This is a genomic window from Streptomyces sp. NPDC048288 (assembly GCF_043201555.1).
Classification (GTDB): domain Bacteria; phylum Actinomycetota; class Actinomycetes; order Streptomycetales; family Streptomycetaceae; genus Streptomyces.
The window spans coordinates 250,983-269,786 of record NZ_JBICZD010000014.1 but is presented as its reverse complement, the minus strand read 5'-3'; the positions used below and the strand labels follow the sequence as shown (position 1 = coordinate 269,786).

Sequence of the window (18,804 nt, the reverse complement as noted above, 5' to 3'; positions counted from 1 at the left end):
TTGACGCCACCGCGACGCGGGTGAAAATCTGAAACTCGCATCCGAGAATCCCATTCTCGGAAGACTCTGCCGAGGGAGCCCGCATGCCGCCTCGCCTGCCTCCGCTGCCCGACGACCAGTGGGACGACCGGACCCGTGAGGTGCTCGCCGCCCTGCTCCCCCGGCGCATGCGGAACGCCGAGGCGGCCGGCAACGCGATGTCCACGCTCGTCCGGCACCCCGACCTGACCGCGGCCTTCCTCCCGTTCAGCACGTACCTCCTGGTCGGCTCCACCCTCCCGGAGCGGCTGCGCGAGCTGGTCGTCCTGCGGGTCGCGCGGCGCCGGGACTGCGCGTACGAGTGGGCCCACCACGTCCTCGCCGCCCAGCAGTGCGGTCTCACCGAGGCCGAGATCGAGGCCGCGGGCCAGGGCAAGGCGGACGATCCGCTGGAGAGCACGGTGCTCCGGGCCGTCGACGAACTGGAGGACGGCTCGGACATGTCCGACGGCACCTGGGCCGCGCTCGCGGAGCACCTCGACGAACGCCAGCTGATGGACCTGGTGTTCACCGTCGGGACGTACGCCCTCATGGCGACGGCCTTCAACACCTTCGGCATCCGGCCCGAACACGACGCGCGCGAGCGTGCGGAAAGGAGGCGGGCCCGTGACCACTGACGAGACCACCGCCGACCTCGTCGAGATCCAGCAGCTCCTCGCCCGCTACGCGGTGACCATCACCCGGGGCGACCTGGACGGGCTGCTCGCGGTCTTCACCCCCGACGGCAGCTACAGCGCGTTCGGCGACACCTACCCCCTCGCGGAGTTCCCCGCCCTCGTCGCGGCGGCCCCCAAGGGGCTGTTCCTCACCGGCACGCCCGCCGTCGCGCTGTCGGGAGACACGGCGACCGGCACCCAGCCGCTCTGCTTCGTCGAGGACACCACGCACGAGATGCGCATCGGCTACTACAACGACACCTACGTCCGCACCGCCGACGGCTGGCGGCTGCGCACCCGGGCCATGACCTTCATCCGGCGCAGCGGCGCCCACGACTCGGGGCGCCCGCACGCGTTCGGGCGCCCGGCGGTATGAGCACGTTCACCACGGCGGCGGAGTTCCGCACCGCCCTGCGCGCCTGGCTGGAGGAAAACGACCTCACGCCCGGCCCCGACCACTCCCTGGACGCGCAGGTCGCCCAGCTGGCGCGGGTCCGCCGGGCCCTGTTCGACGCGGGCTGGATGCGGTACGGCTGGCCGGAGGAGGTCGGCGGCCTCGGCGGACCGGCGGTCCTGCGGGCGGTCCTCGGCGAGGAGGTCGCCACCCGCGGCCTCGCCGAGCCCGGTATCTACTCGATGGTCGAGGTCCTCACCCCCACCCTCGTCTCCTACGCCCGTCCCGAACTGGCCGCGGGCATGGTCCCGTTGCTGCTGAGTGGCCGCGAGCAGTGGTGCCAGGGCTTCTCCGAGCCGGGCTCGGGCAGCGACCTGGCCTCGCTGACCACCCGGGCCGTGCCCCGGGACGACGTCTGGGTGATCAGCGGGCAGAAGGTGTGGACGAGCCTCGCCCAGTACGCGGCACGGTGCGTCCTGCTCACCCGCACGGCCCCCGGCCACGACGGCATCACCGCGTTCTTCGTCGACATGGACACCCCCGGCATCACCGTGCGGCCGTTGCGCACGATGCACGGCGTCGACGAGTTCGCCGAGGTCTTCTTCGACGAGGTCGTCGTGCCCGCCGACCGGATGCTGGGCCGCCCCGGCGACGGCTGGCGGCTCGCGATGGACCTGCTCCCGCACGAGCGTTCCACCTGCTTCTGGCACCGGGTCGCCCACCTCTACACCCGCCTCGACCGCCTCCTGGCCGAGACCGACGCGACGGACGACGCGGACGACTCGGCCCTGGGCGCCGCCTACCTGGGCCTGCACACCGTCCGCTGCCGCTCCCACGCCACCCAGCAGCGGCTCGCCGCGGGCGCCCGGCTCGGCCCGGAGACCTCGGTCGACAAGGTGCTGCTGGCCACCGCCGAGCAGCAACTTTTCGAGACGGTACGGGACTTGCTGCCCGGGGTCCTGGAACTGACCGACTCTCCCTGGCGGTCGGAGTACCTCTACGCGAAGGCGGCCACCCTCTACGGCGGCACCGCCGAGATCCAGCGCAACATCATCGCCCGCCGGCTGCTCGACCTGGGGAGGGAGTGACCGTGGACCCCGCCGAGCTGGAGCTGCTGACACAGACGCTCCGCAAGACGATGACGACCACCGCCCCGGGCCCCGCCCTGGACGCGGCGCTGGCCGGGCTGGGCTGGCGCGAGCTGCTGGCCGAGTTCCCGGGTCCGGCCGTCGCGACGGTGTTCCGGCTGCTGGGCGAGACGGGGGCGCACGCCTCGGCGCTCACGGACGTGGTGGGCTCGGCGACGCTGCCGTATGCGGGCGGCCGGTGGGTGGTGTGGGAGTACGGAGCCGGTACGGCAGACGCCGGACTGGACGAGGAACTCCCCCTGCGGCCGGTCACAGCGCCCACCGGCGATCCCGTCCCGCTCGCCGTCGGCCGGCGGGCGGTCGGCTGGTGGCTGCTCGGCACCGGCCACGCCATGCTGGCGCTCGCCCGGGGACACGCCCTGGACCGGGTCCAGTTCGGCCGCCCGCTCGCCGCGTTCCAAGCGGTACGGCACCGGCTCGCGGAGACCCTGGTGGCCCTGGAAGGCGCCGAGGCCGTCCTCGCGGCGGCCGAGGACGACCTGGGCGCGCTGCTGGCCAAGGCGGCGGCCGGGCAGGCGGCGCTGACCGCGGCCCGGCACTGCCAGCAGGTGCTGGGCGGGATCGGGTTCACCGCCGAGCACCCGCTCCACCGGCACGTCCGCCGGGCCGTCGTCCTGGACGGACTCCTCGGCAGCGCCCGTGAGTTGACGCGCGAGGCCGGGGCGCTGGTGCGCTCACGCGGCACCGCGCCCCGGCTGACTCAGCTGTGACTCACCGGGGCGTCCGCCCGGGCCGGTCGCGGTTCACCGAACAGGCGCCCCGGCCGGTCGCGCATCACCGAGGCGCCCGCCATGTCGGTCGCGCACCACCGCATCGGCCGCCCCGTCGGTCGCGGTTCACCAGGGAAGTCGTCCGTTGACGTCGAAGTAGCCGCCGGTCGGGCCGTCCGGGCCGATCTGCGCCATCCGCACGATGACCTCGGCGCCCTGCTCGACGGTCTGGGTGCCGGTGTTGCCGTTCAGGTCCGTCTTGGTGAAGCCGGGCTCGACGGAGTTGATCCGCAGGGCCGGGAACGCCTTCGCGAACTGCACGGTGAGCATGTTGACGGCCGTCTTGGACGTCGGGTAGGCGATGCCGGGGTAGAAGTGCGCGGGGTGGTCGGGGTCGGACAGGGCCGTCAGCGAGGCCAGACCGCTGCTGACGTTGACCACGACCGGCGCGGCCGAGCGCCGCAGCAGGGGCAGGAAGGCGTGCAGGACGCGGACCACACCGAAGACGTTGGTCTCGAAGGTGTTGCGCATCTGGTCGGCGGTGACGGTCTCGGCCGTGGGCACGCTGTTGTCCGGGGTCCTGCTCTCGATCCCGGCGTTGTTGATCAGGACGTCCAGTCCGCCGTCGGCCGCGACGGTCTTGGCCGCGGCCTCGACGGAGGCGTCGTCGGTGACGTCGAGCAGGACGAACCGGGCGCCCAGTTCCTCCGCGGCCCGGCGTCCGCGCTCGGCGTCCCGGGCTCCCACGTACACAGTGTGACCTGCGGCGATGAGCTGGCGGGCGGTCTCGTAGCCGATGCCCTTGTTGGCTCCGGTGATCAGTGTTGTCGTCATGTCTCCACCCTGCGCCCCGGCCGCCGGGTCAGCCAGCAGATCCTTCTTCCTGGGACTGCCGGTACCAGGCACGGCGACGGCCGACGGTGTTGACTGGGGGCATGACGGCGACGGAACTCGGGCAGGCGCTGCGGCGCTGGCGCGACCGCGTCGCCCCGGACGCGGCGGGGCTGCCGGCCGGCGGGCAGCGGCGTGCGGCCGGGCTGCGGCGCGAGGAGCTGGCGCTGCTGGCCGGGATCTCGGTCGACTACGTGACGCGTCTCGAACAGGGCCGGGCGGCCAATCCGTCCGTGCAGGTCGTCGAGGCGCTGGCCCGGGCGCTGCGGCTCTCCGCCGACGAGCGGACCTACCTCTTCGGGGTGGCGGGGCTGGTGCCGCCGGGTCCTGACATGGTGCCCGGGTACATCACGCCCAGCGTGCAGCGGCTCCTCGACCGGCTGGCCGACACTCCGGTGGCGGTCTCCGACGCGGCCATGACGCTGCTGGTGGCCAACCCGATGTACGGGGCGCTGATGGGTGACCCGTCCCAGCTGCGCGGCTTCCAGCGCAACGGCGCCTGGCGGAACTTCCTGGGCTGGCCGACCCGGGTGCGGCACACCCCGCAGGAGCGGCGCGCCTTCGAGACCGGCATGGTCGCCGAGCTGCGCACCACGGCGGCCCGCTATCCCGGGGACCGTCAACTGCGGCGGCTGATCGCCGAGTTGCGTTCCGGCAGCGAGCGGTTCGCCGAGCTGTGGGACGCGGGGGTCGTCGGCCGCCTGGAAGCCTCGCGCAAGACGATCGAGCATCCGCAGGTGGGGCTGCTCACCCTGGACTGCGACCAGCTCCGGGTGGAGGATCACGACCTGCACATCCTCGTGTACTCGGCCGAGCCCGGCACCGAGGACGCCGAGAAACTGGCGTTGATCTCGGTGCTCGGCACCCAGAGTCTGGCGGCCGGCCCCTGACGGTTCAGCAGAACAGGAGTGATCGCGATGCCCATGCCGCCCCACCCGCCGAAGAACCCGTCGAGCCCCTTCGCGTCCTTCGGCGGCCACCATGTGGGTATCCGTGTCCCCGACTACGACGCGGCGAAGGCCTGGTACACGGAGAAGCTGGACTTCCGCGTGCTCCAGGAGTGGCCCTACGGCGAGCTGAAGCTCGCGTACCTCTGCCCGCCCGACGACGACACCTTCCACGTGGAACTCCTCGCCGGACCGGTACCCTTCCCCAACGACGTCCTCGACGACCTCGGAGTCAGCCTCCAGCACGGCGGCTACCAGCACATCTGCGTCCACGTCGACGATGTCGACACAGTCCGCGCAGAGCTCGCCCGCCGTGGTGTGGACCTGGTCGGCGAGCCTTTCGAGATCGAGGACATCAGCCGTCGGCTGGCGTTCTTCCGCGACCCGTGGGGCAACATGATCGAACTCTCCCAGAAGCTGCCCGGCGCTGGCGCCTAGGCGCTCCCCGGCTCTGTGTTCGCTAACGTCCACCCATGCTGCATACGAGATTTACCGAAATGTTCGGTATCACCTACCCGGTGATGGCGGCCCCGATGGGCTTGCACAGCGGCGGGACACTCGCCGCCGCCGTCTCCGCGGCCGGCGGGCTCGGCTCCTTCGGGGGCACACACCCCTGGAAGGGACCTGACTGGATCCGCGCGGAGATCGCGACCGTCCGCGCCACGACCGACCGCCCGTTCGGCGTCGGCTTCATCACGCCGTTTCTTCCCTTCACCGAACCGCTCTTCGAGGCCGCCCTGGAGGAACGGCCGGAGGTCGTCGCGCTGTCGTTCGCCGATCCCCAGCCGTGGCTCGCCCGCGCCAAGGCCGCGGGCGCCCGGGTGATGTGCCAGGTGCAGAACTACGACGACGCGCGGGCGGCCGTCGCCGCGGGTGCCGACGTCCTCGTGGCGCAGGGCGCCGAGGCCGGTGGCCACACCGGGACGATGGGCCTCCTGCCGTTCCTGGCCGGGCTCGTGCGGCGCTACCCCGAGGTTCCGGTGCTGGCCGCAGGGGGGATCGGCGACGGCCGGACACTCGCGGCCGTCCTCACCGCCGGGGCGGACGGCGCCTGGCTGGGCACGGCGTTCCTCGCCACGCCCGAGGCGATCGAGGTGCACGAGGCCCACAAGCGCCTGATCGTCGAGAGCGACGGCGGTGACACTGTATGGACGCGGGCGTACGACATCGTGTCGGGGCTGCCGTGGCCGGCGGGCATCGGTGAACGAGTCCGCCGCAACCGGTTCACCGACGAGTGGTCGGAGCGCGAGGCGACGCTGCGGGAACGGAGAGAGGAGTTCGCGCCCCCGAAGGACGTCAGCCCCGTCGAGAGCCCGCCCGACCCCGACACGAGCCCGGTTCTCTACGGGCAGTCGGCCGTCTTCGTCGAGGCCGTCCGCCCCGCCGCGGACGTGGTCCGGACCATCGGTGACGAGGCCGAGGCGATCCTGGCCGCACGACCTCGATCGCTGCTGAGCTGACGTGCGACCCCGCTCGGCGGCGGAATGCCGATGGCCGCCCTGTCATTCCCGTGACGGTGACGAGGCGTGTGCGGTGACGGCCTCGAAAAGGAAGAGGCCCTGATCCACCAGTTCCTCCCGTGAGATCGCCAGCTCTCCGTTGAACCAGCTCAGCAGCATTTCGCTGACCGCGCCGACGACGGCCACGGACAGGGTGGTGGGGTCGATCCGGGAATCACGGAGCCCTTCCCGCAGGAGGGAGTCCACGAGACCGCTCATGCGGTGCAGGCCCAGACGCCGTTCGCGCGCCGTGAGCGGACCGGCCCCCAGGGATTCCGTGAGTTTGACGCGTCCTTTTCTCGGGTCCTCCAGAGAGAGTCCGACGACGGCGTCGATCACGTTCCGGGCCCGGTCGCGCAGCGGCTGGTCCGTGGCGATCGCCTCGGCGCACCGGGTGATCTGCTCCTCGTAGATGTCCCTCATGAGCGCCGCCATCAGGTCGTCGAGGGACGTGAAGCTCTCCGCGAAGTACCTGTCCTTCACTCCGGCGTGGCGGAGTACCGCCCGCATGGAGGTGTGGGCGTATCCCTGGCCGGCGAAGAGTTCGAGGCCGCTTTCCATCAGGCGCCGACGGCGGGCCGCGGCGCGCTCCTCCCCCGTGGCTCCGCCGTATGTCCTCATGAGATGCCACCTCCCCATCTGGTGACAGATTACCCCAGATGGGTGTAATGTCGCTTTTATTCAGATTCGTCTCCACTACCACGGATTTCGCCATGGATCCCCACCATCTCTTCATCGGCGGACGCTGGGTACAGGCGTCCGGCGACCGTCACATCAATGTCTCGTCCGCGAGTACCGGAGATCATCTCGGTGCCGTGCCGGACGGTTCCCGGGACGACATCGACCGGGCGGTCGGAGCCGCTCGGGCCGCGTTCGACGCACCGGCCGGCTGGGCCTCCTGGGCCTCCGGACAACGCGCGGCCGCCATGATCCGTCTCGCGGACGCGCTCGACGCCAGGACGGAGGCGACATCCGCGGCCGTCAGTACGCAGAACGGCATGCCGATCACCGTCGCCCGGTCCTTCGAAGGAGTGGTGCCGTCGGCCCTGCTGCGCTACTACGCGGGTCTGGCCGACAGCATGACGCCCGAGGAACCGCGTACCGGACTGCCCCGGGGCACCACCCTGGTCCGCCGGGAACCCGCGGGCGTCGTAGCCGCCATCATGACCTGGAACTTCCCGCAGACCATCGCCTTCTTCAAGGTGGCCCCGGCTCTCGCGGCCGGGTGCGCGGTCGTCCTCAAACCGGCGCCGGAGACGGTCCTCGACTCGGTGCTGCTGGCGGAGGCCGTCGAGGAAGCCGGCATCCCCGACGGCGTGATCAACATCGTGCCTGGCGGCCGTGACACCGGCGCGTGCCTGGTCTCCCATCCCGGCGTCGACAAGGTGTCGTTCACCGGATCCACCAGGGCGGGGCGCCAAGTGGCCGCCGTGTGTGCCGAGTTGCTGCGGCCGGTGACCCTGGAACTGGGCGGCAGGTCCGCCGCAGTCGTTCTCGACGACGCCGATCTCGCCGCGAACGCGCGGCAGTTCTTCATGGCCGCCCTGCTCAACAACGGTCAGACCTGTTACGCGAGCACCAGGATCCTGGCCCCTCGCAGCCGGTATCGGGAAGTGGTCGAGTTCTGTACGGCGATGGCCCGCGACGCCGTTGTCGGTGACGCGCTCGACCCGGGCACCGAGATCGGCCCGCTCGTCAGCGAGCGCCAGCGCGAACGGGTCCTGCACTACATCAAGACCGGCCTCAACGAAGGGGCCCGGCTCACCACCGGAGGCGGCCGGCCACCCGGCCTCGACCGGGGCTGGTTCGTCGAACCCACCGTGTTCGCCGACGTCGACAACGCGTCGACCGTCGCGCAGGAGGAGATCTTCGGCCCGGTCCTCACGGTCACGCCCTACGACGGCGAGGACGAGGCCGTGCGCCTGGCGAACGCGTCGGACTACGGCCTCGCCGGCACCGTATGGACCTCGGACCTGGACCACGGCACCCGGGTGGCCCGCCGCATACGGACCGGCACCGTCGGGCTCAACGGCTATCTTCCCGACCTCACCTCTCCCTACGGGGGCAGGAAGGCCAGCGGACTCGGCAGCGAACTGGGTCCCGAGGGGCTGCACGCCTACCAGCAGTTCCAGTCGATCTACCGCCCCTGATGCTCGCGGGGTGAGGAAACCACCATGAATTCCAACGGAGTTGAAGGATTCGACTACGTCGTCGTGGGCGCCGGCAGCGCCGGTTGCGTACTCGCCGACCGCCTGAGCCGCGACGACCGCGTCCGCGTGCTGCTCCTCGAAGCGGGCGGCCCCGACACCGACGAACTCCTCCACATCCCGGCCGCGCTCGGCATGCTCTTCGGATCGCAGAGCGACTGGAGCTACCGGACGGTCGAGCAGACCCGGCCGGAACGCACGTTCTCCTGGCCCCGGGGCAGGACACTGGGCGGCTCGTCCTCCACCAACGTCATGATCTATGCCCGGGGCAACCGGCGCGACTACGACGGCTGGCGTGACGAGCACGGAGCGAAGGGCTGGGGCTACGACGACGTCCTGCCCTACTTCAAGAAGTCCGAGTCGAACAGCCGCCTCGGCGAGCCCTACCACGGTGCGGACGGCCCCCTGCACGTCGAGGACCGCGTCTACACCCACGAACTCTCACAGTCCTGGCTGGACGCGGCCGTGACGTGGGGACTGGACCGCAACGACGACTTCGCGGGTACGTCTCCCGCTGGCGCCGGCCTGTACCAGGTGACCTGCCATCACGGGCGACGCTGGTCAACGGCCGACGCCTATCTGCGCCCGGCGCTCAGCCGACCCAATCTCACGGTACGCACCGGTGCCCTGGCGACAAGGATCACGCTCGACGGACCACGCGCGACCGGCATCACCTATCTCCACGACGGACAGGAGCGGACCGCCCACGCCGACAGGGAGGTGCTGCTCAGCGGCGGATCCGTCAACTCGCCCCAGTTGCTGCTCCTTTCGGGCATCGGCGATCCCGACGAGCTGCACGAGGTGGGGATGGACGTACGCGTCCCCCTGCCCGGGGTCGGGCGCAACCTCCAGGACCACTTGATGACTCCCGTGGTGTGGGAGACCCGGAACTCCACCGACCTCGTCCGGGACCTGCTCACCCCGGACAACCTGGAACGGTGGCGCGCCCACGGCGACGGCCCGTTCGCCTCCAACTACGGCGAGGTCGGCGCGTTCCTCGACGTCACTGACGGCCAGGACGGTCCTGACGTCCAGCTGATGGGAGGGGCCACGGCACTCATCCTCAGCGGTGAGGAAGGAACCGACCGGCCGGTGTTCACGGTGAACTGCGTCCCCCTGCACCCGCGGACCCGCGGCACCGTCCGTCTCGCGTCGGCGGATCCGCAGGCCCCACCGCTGATCGATCCCCGGTACTTCGACGTGCCCGCGGACACGTCGGTCATGGTCGCCGGACTCAGGGCGGTCATGGGCATCGCCCACTGCGCGCCGTTCGCCGAACACCTGGCGCGGTCGTACCTCCCGGCCGGTGACGACCTGGAGCGTCTCGACGAAATGAGCGACGCGGCTCTCGAAGAGCAGGTCCGCAGCTGGAGTGCCACGGCGTACCACCCCGTGGGCACCTGCGCCATGGGAACCGGACCCGATTCCGTCGTCGGTCCGGAGCTGGAGGTCCACGGAGTCGAGGGACTCCGTGTCGTGGACGCCTCGGTCATGCCGACCCTCACCAGCGGCAACACCAACGCGCCCACGATCATGATCGCCGAAAAGGCGGCCGAGATGATCGCCGATCGGCCTTTCTGAACTCGTCGGCGCGGCTACCGCAGCTTCTCCTTCATCTCGTCCAGCTTCGCCAGGATCGGATAGCCGCTGACGCTCAGCGCGTTGCCGTGGCCGGTCTGGTGGATGTCGAAGACGGACTGGATCGCCGCGTAGAAGCCCTGGACGTCCAGGGTCTGGTTGACGGCGCGTTTGGCCTGGCGCAGGCCGAAGGCGGGCATCGCGGCGATCCGCTCGGCGAGTTCCCGGGTGGCCGTGTCCAACTCCGCGCGCGGGACGACCCGGTTGACCATGCCGACCCGCTCCGCCTCCTCGGCGGTCAGCGGACGGCCGGTGAACAGGATCTCCTTGGCCTTGCGGGGTCCCAACTCCCAGGTGTGGCCGTGGTATTCGACTCCGCCGATGCCCATGGTGACGACCGGGTCGGAGAACAGGGCGTCCTCGGCGGCCACGATCAGGTCGCAGGGCCAGCACAGCATCAGCCCGCCGGCGATGCAGCGGCCCTGCACGGCGGCGATCGACGGCTTGGGCGTGTTGCGCCAGCGCAGGGTGTACTCCAGGTAGCGGCGGTTCTCGGCGCGGTAGATCCACTCCAGGGTGATCTCGTCGGGGCCGGGCCAGCGGTCCTTGAGGTCGTGCCCGGCGGAGAAGTGCTTGCCCTCGGCGCGCACCACGATCACCTTTACGTCCGGGTCCTCGGCGGCCCGGGTCCAGGCCGCGTCGAGTTCGTCGAGGAGGGCGGCGTTCTGGGCGTTGGCGACCTCGGGCCGGTTGAGGGTGAGGGTGGCGATGGAGTCCTTCACCTCGTACAGGATGTGCACGGACGTCTCCTCAGCGTCGGGGCAGACCGAGCACGCGCTCGGCGATGATCGTGCGCTGGATCTCGGACGTACCGCCGGCGATGGTGCCGCCGAAGCTCCGGGCGAAGCGGTTGAACCAGCTGGCGGAGTCGTCGTCGAAGCTCATGTGGAAGTAGGGCGCGGTCCGCGCCGGGTGGTCCAGCCCGTCCGGCCCTGACGCCTCCAGGACGTGCTCCAGGGCGTGCTGGGCCGCCTCCGAGCCGAACACCTTCAGCACGGACAGCGCGGGCACGTCCTGCTCGCCCCGGGCGGCGCGGGCGAGCGCGGCCGAGCCGAGCAGTCGTAGCGCCTGGAGGTCCATGACCAGGGTGGCGTACCAGTCCCGCTGTACGGCGTCGGTGGGCCGGAAGTCCCGTACGACGGCCTCCAGTCGCTCGGCCTCACCGAGCCACATCAGGGTGCGCTCGTGGCCGAGGGAGCCGTTCGCGACCCGCCAGCCCTGGTTGAGGGGGCCGACGAGGTTCTCGGCGGGGACCCGGACGTCGTCGAAGTAGACCTCGTTGAAGTCCCGGTCGTCGGGGCTGGTGTAGGAGGCGAAGGGGCGGCGGGTCACGCCGGGGGTGTCGGTGGGGATCAGCAGGACGCTGATGCCCTTGTGCTTGGGGGCGTCCGGGTCGGTGCGGACGAAGGCGAGGAGGACGTCGGCGTCGTGGGCGCCGGACGTCCAGACCTTCTGGCCGTTGACGGTGAAGTGCTCGCCGTCGAGGTCGGCGCGGGTCCGCAGGGAAGCGAGGTCGGATCCGGCGCCGGGCTCGCTCATGCCGAGCGCGGCGGTGAGTTCGGCGCGCAGGATGGGCACGGCCCAGCGCCGCTTCTGCTCCTCGGTGCCGAAGGTGAGCAGGGAGGCGGCGATGATGCCGACGCCCTGCGGGTTGAAGCTGTGGCAGATCCGGCGCCGGGACAGCTCCTCGCGGTGGACGTACTGCTGGACGACGGTGGCGTTCCGGCCGCCGAACTCGGGCGGGTTGCCGGGCAGCAGCCAGCCCTCGTCGAACTGCAGGCGCTGCCAGCGTCTGGCCCACTCGGGCAGGTGCGCGGTGGAGCGGGAGCGTTCGGCGGCCTCGGCCTCGGCCGGCAGGTTCGCCTCCAGGAAGGCCACGAACTCGGCCCGGAAGGCCTCCACTTCGGCGTCGAAGGACAGCCTCATACGACCTCCTCGGCGATCGAGTGCTCGGCGATGAACGCCCGGTGTTCGGCGGCCCCGCCCAGCATCAGCTCGCCCGCCTTGGCCCGTTTGACCGCGAACTGCAGGTCGTTCTCCCAGGTGTGTCCCATCGCGCCGAAGAGCTGCACGGCGTTGCGGAACACCAGGGCCTGGCACTCCCCCGCCGACGCCTTGGCCATCGAGGCGGCCAGGCGGCGGCGCGGGTCGTCCTCGGCGATGGTGAGGGCGGCGAAGTAGGCGAGGGCGCGGGCCCGTTCGACGGCCACGTGCATGTCGGCCGCCTTGTGCTGGACGGCCTGGAAGGAGCCGATGGGCGCGTCGAACTGCCGTCGTCCGCGCACGTGGTCGAGCACCAGGTCCAGGGCGCGGCGGCAGGCGCCGACCATGGTCAGGGCCATGCCGGTGAGCGCGATGTCCCGGGCGCTGTCCGGATCCGCCCCGCCACGGTCGCTTCCGCCCACCCCGACCCGCTCGAAGGTGACGTCGGCGAGGTGCAGGACGGGGTCGAGGACCGGGGTGCGTACGGCGCTCGCCGCGGCGGCCGGTACGACGAAGACGCCCGCGTCGGTGACCACGGCGAAGTGGTCGGCCCGGTCGCCGTCCAGTACGTGGCGGGCGGTGCCGTCGAGGACCCAGCCGCCGTCGGTGGGCCGCGCGGTGACGCCTTCGTAGACGGCCGTGCCGGACCGGCCGGGGTCGCCGAACCCGGGGGCGAGCGGGGCGAATCGGGTGAGCGTCGCCAGGTAGGGGGTGGGGTCGGTGGCCCGGCCCAGCTCCTCCAGGACGATCGCCAGTTCGACCGCGTCGGCCGGGTCGGTCAGCTCGGTCCAGCCGAGGTCCGCGTACGCGCGCCACAGCGGGGCCGGGTCGGCGCCGTCGTCCACGACGGCCCGCACCAGGGCGGGCGGGCACTCCTTGAGGACGGCCTTGTGCACGGTGTCCTGCCACAGCCGTTGCTCGGCGTCGAACTCGAACAGCATCCGAACGGCCTCCCGGCGATGAGAATGCAATTCTCTTCAGATGGAATTCGAAGTCTCCTCCAGATCTCCGACGGTGTCCAGACTGGATACAGATGCTTGTCGGTGTGCTGCAGTAATGTTCTCCTCATGGCACAGAAGGCGGAGCAGCCCGTGAGCACACCGACCGAGGAACCGGCCTGGAAGCAGCGCGCGGTCGAGCGTTCCACCCAGGCGGCGAAACGCCGGGCGGAGCAGAGGGTGGAGCGGTTTCTCGACGCGGCCCAGGCGATCATGGCGGAGAAGGGCACGACCGACTTCACCGTGCAGGAGGTCGTCGACCGGTCCAAGCAGTCGCTGCGCAGCTTCTACCAGCACTTCGACGGCAAGCACGAGCTGCTGCTCGCCCTGTTCGAGGACGCGATGAGCAAGTCCGCCGACCAGTTGCGGGCGATCGCGGCCGAGCAGTCCACCCCGCTGGACCGGCTCAGGGTGGTCGTCCAGGAGCTGTTCGAGAGCTCACGCCCCGACCTGACCGGCCGACAGCGTCCGCTGTTCAGCGACTTCGCGTTGCGCCTGCTGGTCTCGCACCCGGCCGAGATGCGGGTGGCGAACGCGCCCCTGCTGACGCTGTTCACCGACCTGATGCAGGAGCTGGAGGACGCGCACCTGCTCCGCGAGGGCTTCAAGCCCAAGCGGGTGGCGGCGCTGACCATGCAGACCGTCATGTTCAACGCCCAGTCGAGCGGCCAGGACGCGGCCCACCCGCTGACCGCGGACGAGATCTGGGACTACTGCGCCAACGGGATCACCAGCGACTGAGCCGGGCGAGAGCGCCATTCTCATATCTGGATAGTGGGACTACCCTCACGGGCATGCCACTTGCCGTGAGTGAACTCTGGGACGACCTTCGGCACTGCCTCGACCTCCGGGGGCACGACGAGAAGACCGGCCCCGTCTACGAGGCGGGCAACCAACGACTCGGCTACCACCGCCTGTTCGGCGGGCAGTTGCTGGCCCAGTTCGTCCGGGCGGCTCAACTGAGCTGCCCGGGCAAGGGCGTCAAGTCCCTGCACGCCCTGTTCGCGCGGGCGGGCCGGCCTGAGGAGCCCGTCCGCTACGAGGTGGAGCGCCACCACGACGGCGGTTCCTTCGCCGCACTGACCATCGTCGCCCGGCAGTCGAAGGGCGTGGTGGCCACCGCTTCGGTGTCCCTGCACATCCCGGAGGACGGCCCGGCCCGGCAGACGGTCCCGGCCGTGCCCGCACCGCCCGGCCCCGAACACCGCACGGATCTCCACCCGATCCCCTGGGAGACGCGGGCCGCCACCGACCTGGACACCCCGGTCGCCGAACCGCCCGAGTACGACGTGTGGATGCGCCTCCCGGCCGACGGGGCGGCGGAACTGGCCCCGGCGCTCACCGCGTACGCCACCGACCTGACCCTCATCGGCACGGCCCTGCGCCCCCTGGCCGGTATCACCCAGCACGACTCCGGCACGGCGTTCACCTCCGCCGTCACCTCGCACACGGTCTGGTTCCACCGCCCGTTCGGCGCCGACGGCTGGCTGCTGCTGCGCCAGCACAGCCCGGTCCTCGCGCACGGCCGCTGCTTCGGCCGGGGCGACGTCCTCACCGAGGACGGCACCCTCGTCGCGTCCTACGCCCAGGAGGCCCTGCTGCGCTTCACCGGGGAGCCGGCATGAGGCCGTACCGGGTCGTCCAGTGGGCCACCGGCACGATCGGCGCCCGCTCACTGCGCGGGATCATCGGGCACCCCGGACTCACGCTGGCCGGCGTGTACGTCCACACCCCGGCCAAGGCGGGCCGCGACGCGGGCGAGTTGTGCGGGACAGGACCGACCGGGGTCACCGCGACCCACGACGTCGGGAACATCCTGTCCCTGGGCGCCGACTGCGTGCTCTACGCGCCGCTCACCTGCGATGTCGACGAGGTGTGCCGGCTGCTGGCCTCGGGCGCGAACGTGGTGACCACGCGGGGCGAGTTCCATCATCCGGGGAGCATGGATCCCGACGTACGCGCCCGGGTCGAGGAGGCCTGCGCGCGGGGTGGCAGCTCGATCCACAGCACGGGCAGCAGCCCCGGGTTCATCACCGAGGCGGTGCCGCTCGTGCTGACGTCCCTGGCCCGGCGCCTCGACAGCCTGACCATCGACGAGTACGCCGACCTGTCCCGACGCCCCTCCCCCGAGCTGCTGTTCGGGGTGATGGGCTTCGGCGTGGTACCGGCGGAGTTCGACGAGCGGCGGCTGTCCGGGGCCCGTACCAGCTTCGGTCCGTCGCTGCGGCTGGTCGCGGACGCGCTGGGGATGCCTCTCGACTCCCTTGAGGCATCGGGCGAGTTGGCGACCGCGCGCCGCCCGGTCCGCATCGCCGCGGGCGAGTTGGCCGCCGGTACGGTCGCGGCCCAGCGGCTCGTGGTGACCGGGGTGCGGGCAGGCCGTCCACTGCTGCGTTTCCGGGCCACCTGGTACTGCACCAGGGACCTCGATCCGGCCTGGGACCTGGGGGACACGGGCTGGCATCTCTCGGTCGAGGGCGACGCCCCGCTGGAGGTCGGCATCCGGCTGCCGGTGCCGCTCGACCGGATGGCCGAGGTGTCACCGGCGTACACGGCCAACCGTGCGGTCAACGCCGTGCCGGTGGTGTGCGAGGCGGCACCGGGGATCCGTACGACGCTCGATCTGCCGCAGATCACGGCGGCGGCGGCCGCCCACCCCCCCCCCCCCCCGCCCCCCCCGCCCGCGGCACGGGGCGCGGACCACAACCCACCACCACCCACCCAACCCCCCCCCCCCGCGCCGCGGCGGGGGGGGGGGGGGGGGCCGGCGCCCCCCCCGGCCCCCCCCCCCCCCCCCCCCCCCCCCCCCCCGCGCCCGCCCCCCCCCCCCCCCCCCCCCCCCCCGCGGCCCCCATGGCCGGCGTCAGGGCGCCGGTACCTCCACCACCATCGCCGACCCCATCCCGCCCCCGGCGCACATCGACGCGACGCCGATCCCGCCGCCCCGGCGGCGCAGTTCGTGCACGAGCGTGACGAGCATGCGGGCGCCGGTGGCGGCGACGGGGTGGCCGAGGGAGCAGCCGCTGCCGTTGACGTTGACCCGGTCGGGGTCGAGGCCGAGGAGGCGGACGGCGGCCACGGTCACCGAGGCGAAGGCCTCGTTGATCTCGTAGAGGTCGACGTCCGCGGTGGTGAGTCCGGCGCGGGCGAGCGCCTTCGGGATGACCTTGACGGGTGAGAGCCCGGTCTCCGCGGGGTCCACGCCCACCGACGCCCAGGACCGTACGGTCGCCAGCGCGGTCAGGCCCTGCGCGGTCGCCGTCGCCTCGCTCGCGACGACCAGGGCCGCGGCCCCGTCGTTGCCCCCGCAGGCGTTGCCCGCGGTGATGCTGAAGCCGTCGATCTCCGGGTGCAGCGGCTTGAGGGCGGCGAGCTTCTCCAACGAGGTGTCACGGCGCGGGTGTTCGTCGACCGAGAAGCGGCCGTGCGGGGTGTCGACGGGGACGGTCTCGGCGTCGAACCGGCCCTCGTCGATGGCGCGCACGGCGTTGCGGTGCGAGCGCAGCGCCCAGGCGTCCATCTCCTCGCGACTGACGCCGGCCCGCTGGGCGACGTTCCAGCCGATGGTGATCGACATGTCGTTGTTGGGGGCGTCCGGGCGGTCGGGGTGGGTGGGCGGCATCCAGGGCTCGACCCAGGCTCCGTCGACGCGGAAGGCCGACTTCGGGGCCGTGGAGGCGGAGTTGACGCCTCCCGCGATCACCAGTTCGTCCATCCCGGCGCGGATGCTCGCGGCGGCGTCGGCGACGGCGGCCAGACCGGCGGCGCAGTGCCGGTTGACGGCCGCCCCCGGGATTCCGGTGAGCCCGGTGGTCAGGGCGGCGTGCCGGGCGAGGACGCCGCCGCCGTAGAGGCCCTCGCCGAGGATGACGTCGTCGACGCGGTCCGGGTCGAGCCCGGCCGCGGCGGCCCCGACGATGTGGTGGGCCAGTTCGAAGGCGGTGGTGTCGCGCAGGGTCCCCTTGCGGGCGGTGCCGACGGGGGTGCGCAGGGCGGACACGATGACTGCCTCGGGCATGGAGGTCTCCAACTCGGCGGGCCGGACAGGGATCTCAGCACACTGCGAGAATGCTACTCTCCTCATACTAGAACCATGTATCCCTGGGAGGGGAGTCGCGATGCGGGTTCAAGGGGCGTCGGCGGTCGTGGTGGGCGGGGCCGGGGGTTTGGGCGAGGCGACCGTCCGCCGGCTGCACGCGGCGGGAGCGTCCGTGGTCGTCGCCGACCTCGCCGACGAGAAGGGCAAGGCCCTGGAGGAGGAGCTGGGGGTCCGGTACGTGCGCACGGACGCCACCGACGAGAGCCACGTCCTTGCGGCGCTCGGGGAGGCGGAGTCGCTGGGCCCGCTGCGGATCTCGGTGGACGTGCACGGCGGTCCGGCGAGCGGCGGCCGGCTGGTCGGCAGGGACGGCGAGCCCCTCGACCTCGCCGGGTTCCGGCGGACCGTCGACATCTACCTGACCGGCGTCTTCAACGTCCTGCGGCTGGCCGCCGCCGCGATGGCCCGGCAGGAACCCGTGGACGAGGACGGCGGCCGGGGGGTCGTCGTCAACACCGCGTCGATCGCGGCGTACGAGGGCCAGATCGGGCAGCTGCCGTACGCGGCGGCCAAGGGCGGGGTCGCGGCCATGACCCTGGTGGCCGCCCGTGACCTGTCCCCGCTCGGCATCCGGGTGGTCACGGTCGCGCCGGGCACGTTCCTGACGCCCGCCTACGGCAAGGCGGGCGACCAGCTGGAGGAGTACTGGGGGCCGCAGGTCCCGCACCCCCGGCGGATGGGCCGCTCCCCCGAGTACGCGGCCCTCGTCCAGCACATCTGCGAGAACGACTATCTCAACGGCGAGGTGATCCGCCTGGACGGGGCGCTGCGCTTCCCGCCGAAGTGAACCCCGCCCTGGGGCGCCCGCCTCACTTCTCCCGGTTCGTGAGGCGGGCGAGGGTGTCCCGGAAGTCGTCGGTCTGGAAGGACTGTTCCTCGGCGGTCGTGGCGTAGTCGAGGGTGGCCAGGACCGCGCGTTCCAGGTGCAGGTTGAGGATGCGTTTGGTGCTCTCCGCCGCCTGCCGGGGCAGTCCCGCGATCCGCTTGGCGCAGGCGGTCGCCTCGGCGAGCGGGTCGGCCACCACATGGTTGGCCAGGCCGAGGGCGACGGCCTTCTCGGCCGGGATACGGGCGCCGGTGAGCGCGTACTCCTTGGCGAGCAGCAGGCTGGTGTGCAGGGGCCAGGTGAGCGGGCCGCCGTCGGCCGCGACCAGGCCGACCTGGACGTGCGGGTCGGCGAGGTAGGCGGACTCGGCCATGTAGACGATGTCGCTGAGCGCGACCAGGCTGCAACCGAGGCCCACGGCGGGGCCGTTGACGGCGGCGACGACGGGGACCCGGCAGCGGACCATCCCCAGGACCAGGTCCCGGCCGTGGGCGATGGTCCTGGCCCGCAGGTCGGGATCCTGTCTGATCTCGTCCAGGTAGCCGAAGTCACCGCCCGCCGAGAACGCCGTTCCCGCTCCGGTGAGTACGGCGGCCCGCGCGTCCCGGTCGTCGGCGAGCCGGGGCCAGAGCCGGGCGAGGCCGGTGTGCAGCGGGTCGTTGACGGCGTTGAGCGCGTCGGGTCGGTTGAGGGTGATGATCCGCAACGGCCCGTCCGCGCGGACCTCGATCTCCGCAGGCATGTCGTACATGTGCTGACCGTCCGTCAT

19 protein-coding genes and 1 pseudogene are annotated in these 18,804 nt (G+C 71.9%); 13 read left to right on the top strand and 7 right to left on the bottom strand.

What is annotated here, in order from left to right:
* The first annotated feature begins 83 nt into the window (after positions 1 to 83).
* From ACGFZS_RS40505 to ACGFZS_RS40490, 4 genes are read left to right on the top strand one after another with little or no spacing between them, the layout of a single operon-like run.
* Complete coding sequence (locus ACGFZS_RS40505; RefSeq protein ID WP_393799340.1) at positions 84 to 656, top strand: carboxymuconolactone decarboxylase family protein; 573 nt, start codon at positions 84 to 86, stop codon at positions 654 to 656.
* Positions 646 to 1,071, top strand: coding sequence for a nuclear transport factor 2 family protein (locus ACGFZS_RS40500; protein WP_393799339.1), 426 nt, complete (start codon positions 646 to 648; stop codon positions 1,069 to 1,071). Before ACGFZS_RS40505 ends, ACGFZS_RS40500 begins: the two co-directional genes overlap by 11 nt.
* Positions 1,068 to 2,177, top strand: a complete 1,110-nt coding sequence (locus ACGFZS_RS40495; RefSeq protein ID WP_393799338.1) for an acyl-CoA dehydrogenase family protein — start codon at positions 1,068 to 1,070, stop codon at positions 2,175 to 2,177. Before ACGFZS_RS40500 ends, ACGFZS_RS40495 begins: the two co-directional genes overlap by 4 nt.
* 2 nt (positions 2,178 to 2,179) lie before the next feature.
* Positions 2,180 to 2,947 carry an acyl-CoA dehydrogenase family protein gene (locus ACGFZS_RS40490; RefSeq protein WP_393799337.1) on the top strand — a complete coding sequence of 256 codons (768 nt, stop codon included), beginning with the start codon at positions 2,180 to 2,182 and terminating at the stop codon, positions 2,945 to 2,947.
* Between the two features lie 126 nt (positions 2,948 to 3,073).
* Here ACGFZS_RS40490 and ACGFZS_RS40485 read toward each other — a convergent pair whose 3' ends face one another.
* On the bottom strand, positions 3,074 to 3,781 hold the full coding sequence (locus ACGFZS_RS40485) for an SDR family oxidoreductase (protein ID WP_393799336.1): 708 nt from the start codon (positions 3,779 to 3,781) through the stop codon (positions 3,074 to 3,076).
* 101 nt (positions 3,782 to 3,882) lie between these two features.
* Here ACGFZS_RS40485 and ACGFZS_RS40480 point away from each other — a divergent pair, with 101 nt between their 5' ends.
* The 3 genes from ACGFZS_RS40480 to ACGFZS_RS40470 are packed head-to-tail and all read left to right on the top strand — an operon-like array spanning position 3,883 to position 6,245.
* Positions 3,883 to 4,728 (top strand): helix-turn-helix domain-containing protein, encoded by an 846-nt coding sequence (locus ACGFZS_RS40480; protein ID WP_393799335.1) that lies wholly within the window; start codon positions 3,883 to 3,885, stop codon positions 4,726 to 4,728.
* A gap of 27 nt (positions 4,729 to 4,755) precedes the next feature.
* A complete protein-coding gene (locus ACGFZS_RS40475) occupies positions 4,756 to 5,223 on the top strand; it encodes a VOC family protein (protein ID WP_362596495.1) in 468 nt (155 codons plus the stop codon).
* A 59-nt stretch (positions 5,224 to 5,282) separates the two neighbouring features.
* Positions 5,283 to 6,245 carry an NAD(P)H-dependent flavin oxidoreductase gene (locus ACGFZS_RS40470; protein WP_393799334.1) on the top strand — a complete coding sequence of 321 codons (963 nt, stop codon included), beginning with the start codon at positions 5,283 to 5,285 and terminating at the stop codon, positions 6,243 to 6,245.
* Between the two features lie 42 nt (positions 6,246 to 6,287).
* Here the strand turns inward: ACGFZS_RS40470 and ACGFZS_RS40465 are convergent, their stop codons facing one another.
* Positions 6,288 to 6,905 carry a TetR/AcrR family transcriptional regulator gene (locus ACGFZS_RS40465; protein WP_393799333.1) on the bottom strand — a complete coding sequence of 206 codons (618 nt, stop codon included), beginning with the start codon at positions 6,903 to 6,905 and terminating at the stop codon, positions 6,288 to 6,290.
* Between the two features lie 92 nt (positions 6,906 to 6,997).
* Here ACGFZS_RS40465 and ACGFZS_RS40460 point away from each other — a divergent pair, with 92 nt between their 5' ends.
* Positions 6,998 to 8,434 carry an aldehyde dehydrogenase gene (locus ACGFZS_RS40460; RefSeq protein WP_393799332.1) on the top strand — a complete coding sequence of 479 codons (1,437 nt, stop codon included), beginning with the start codon at positions 6,998 to 7,000 and terminating at the stop codon, positions 8,432 to 8,434.
* A 24-nt stretch (positions 8,435 to 8,458) separates the two neighbouring features.
* Positions 8,459 to 10,072: a GMC family oxidoreductase gene (locus ACGFZS_RS40455; protein WP_393799331.1), complete on the top strand. Its 1,614-nt coding sequence runs from the start codon at positions 8,459 to 8,461 to the stop codon at positions 10,070 to 10,072.
* 14 nt (positions 10,073 to 10,086) lie between these two features.
* On the opposite strand, the gene ACGFZS_RS40450 is transcribed toward ACGFZS_RS40455, so the two are convergent.
* From ACGFZS_RS40450 to ACGFZS_RS40440, 3 genes are read right to left on the bottom strand one after another with little or no spacing between them, the layout of a single operon-like run.
* A complete protein-coding gene (locus tag ACGFZS_RS40450; protein ID WP_393799330.1) occupies positions 10,087 to 10,869 on the bottom strand; it encodes an enoyl-CoA hydratase in 783 nt (260 codons plus the stop codon).
* Positions 10,870 to 10,879: 10 nt separating this feature from the next.
* Positions 10,880 to 12,055 carry an acyl-CoA dehydrogenase family protein gene (locus ACGFZS_RS40445; protein ID WP_393799329.1) on the bottom strand — a complete coding sequence of 392 codons (1,176 nt, stop codon included), beginning with the start codon at positions 12,053 to 12,055 and terminating at the stop codon, positions 10,880 to 10,882.
* Positions 12,052 to 13,053, bottom strand: a complete 1,002-nt coding sequence (locus ACGFZS_RS40440) for an acyl-CoA dehydrogenase family protein (RefSeq protein WP_393799328.1) — start codon at positions 13,051 to 13,053, stop codon at positions 12,052 to 12,054. Before ACGFZS_RS40440 ends, ACGFZS_RS40445 begins: the two co-directional genes overlap by 4 nt.
* Positions 13,054 to 13,179: 126 nt before the next feature.
* Between ACGFZS_RS40440 and ACGFZS_RS40435 the strand changes: the two genes are divergently transcribed.
* The 3 genes and pseudogenes from ACGFZS_RS40435 to ACGFZS_RS40425 form a co-directional block, all read left to right on the top strand.
* Positions 13,180 to 13,851 carry a TetR/AcrR family transcriptional regulator gene (locus ACGFZS_RS40435; RefSeq protein WP_393799327.1) on the top strand — a complete coding sequence of 224 codons (672 nt, stop codon included), beginning with the start codon at positions 13,180 to 13,182 and terminating at the stop codon, positions 13,849 to 13,851.
* A gap of 53 nt (positions 13,852 to 13,904) precedes the next feature.
* Positions 13,905 to 14,735 carry an acyl-CoA thioesterase gene (locus ACGFZS_RS40430; protein ID WP_393799326.1) on the top strand — a complete coding sequence of 277 codons (831 nt, stop codon included), beginning with the start codon at positions 13,905 to 13,907 and terminating at the stop codon, positions 14,733 to 14,735.
* Positions 14,732 to 15,694, top strand: a pseudogene (locus ACGFZS_RS40425) (dihydrodipicolinate reductase); the annotation flags it as partial. The gene ACGFZS_RS40430 and the pseudogene ACGFZS_RS40425, both read left to right, overlap by 4 nt.
* 279 nt (positions 15,695 to 15,973) lie before the next feature.
* On the opposite strand, the gene ACGFZS_RS40420 reads toward ACGFZS_RS40425, so the two are convergent.
* The gene (locus tag ACGFZS_RS40420; protein WP_393799325.1) at positions 15,974 to 17,128 is read right to left on the bottom strand and encodes a thiolase family protein; all 1,155 of its coding nucleotides are present in this window, start codon (positions 17,126 to 17,128) and stop codon (positions 15,974 to 15,976) included.
* Between the two features lie 100 nt (positions 17,129 to 17,228).
* Here ACGFZS_RS40420 and ACGFZS_RS40415 point away from each other — a divergent pair, with 100 nt between their 5' ends.
* A complete protein-coding gene (locus tag ACGFZS_RS40415; RefSeq protein WP_362596471.1) occupies positions 17,229 to 17,996 on the top strand; it encodes an SDR family NAD(P)-dependent oxidoreductase in 768 nt (255 codons plus the stop codon).
* A 22-nt stretch (positions 17,997 to 18,018) separates the two neighbouring features.
* Here the strand turns inward: ACGFZS_RS40415 and ACGFZS_RS40410 are convergent, their stop codons facing one another.
* Positions 18,019 to 18,804, bottom strand: a complete 786-nt coding sequence (locus ACGFZS_RS40410; protein ID WP_362596469.1) for an enoyl-CoA hydratase/isomerase family protein — start codon at positions 18,802 to 18,804, stop codon at positions 18,019 to 18,021.

Bases quoted from the DNA above. Each gene is read 5' to 3' on its own strand.
- ACGFZS_RS40505 (WP_393799340.1), top strand. From the start codon at position 84: ATGCCGCCTCGCCTGCCTCCGCTGCCCGACGACCAGTGGGACGACCGG.
- ACGFZS_RS40495 (WP_393799338.1), top strand. From the start codon at position 1,068: ATGAGCACGTTCACCACGGCGGCGGAGTTCCGCACCGCCCTGCGCGCC.
- ACGFZS_RS40485 (WP_393799336.1), bottom strand. From the start codon at position 3,781: ATGACGACAACACTGATCACCGGAGCCAACAAGGGCATCGGCTACGAG.
- ACGFZS_RS40480 (WP_393799335.1), top strand. From the start codon at position 3,883: ATGACGGCGACGGAACTCGGGCAGGCGCTGCGGCGCTGGCGCGACCGC.
- ACGFZS_RS40475 (WP_362596495.1), top strand. From the start codon at position 4,756: ATGCCCATGCCGCCCCACCCGCCGAAGAACCCGTCGAGCCCCTTCGCG.
- ACGFZS_RS40470 (WP_393799334.1), top strand. From the start codon at position 5,283: ATGTTCGGTATCACCTACCCGGTGATGGCGGCCCCGATGGGCTTGCAC.
- ACGFZS_RS40465 (WP_393799333.1), bottom strand. From the start codon at position 6,905: ATGAGGACATACGGCGGAGCCACGGGGGAGGAGCGCGCCGCGGCCCGC.
- ACGFZS_RS40460 (WP_393799332.1), top strand. From the start codon at position 6,998: ATGGATCCCCACCATCTCTTCATCGGCGGACGCTGGGTACAGGCGTCC.
- ACGFZS_RS40455 (WP_393799331.1), top strand. From the start codon at position 8,459: ATGAATTCCAACGGAGTTGAAGGATTCGACTACGTCGTCGTGGGCGCC.
- ACGFZS_RS40445 (WP_393799329.1), bottom strand. From the start codon at position 12,055: ATGAGGCTGTCCTTCGACGCCGAAGTGGAGGCCTTCCGGGCCGAGTTC.
- ACGFZS_RS40440 (WP_393799328.1), bottom strand. From the start codon at position 13,053: ATGCTGTTCGAGTTCGACGCCGAGCAACGGCTGTGGCAGGACACCGTG.
- ACGFZS_RS40435 (WP_393799327.1), top strand. From the start codon at position 13,180: ATGGCACAGAAGGCGGAGCAGCCCGTGAGCACACCGACCGAGGAACCG.
- ACGFZS_RS40430 (WP_393799326.1), top strand. From the start codon at position 13,905: ATGCCACTTGCCGTGAGTGAACTCTGGGACGACCTTCGGCACTGCCTC.
- ACGFZS_RS40420 (WP_393799325.1), bottom strand. From the start codon at position 17,128: ATGCCCGAGGCAGTCATCGTGTCCGCCCTGCGCACCCCCGTCGGCACC.
- ACGFZS_RS40415 (WP_362596471.1), top strand. From the start codon at position 17,229: ATGCGGGTTCAAGGGGCGTCGGCGGTCGTGGTGGGCGGGGCCGGGGGT.
- ACGFZS_RS40410 (WP_362596469.1), bottom strand. From the start codon at position 18,804: ATGACGGACGGTCAGCACATGTACGACATGCCTGCGGAGATCGAGGTC.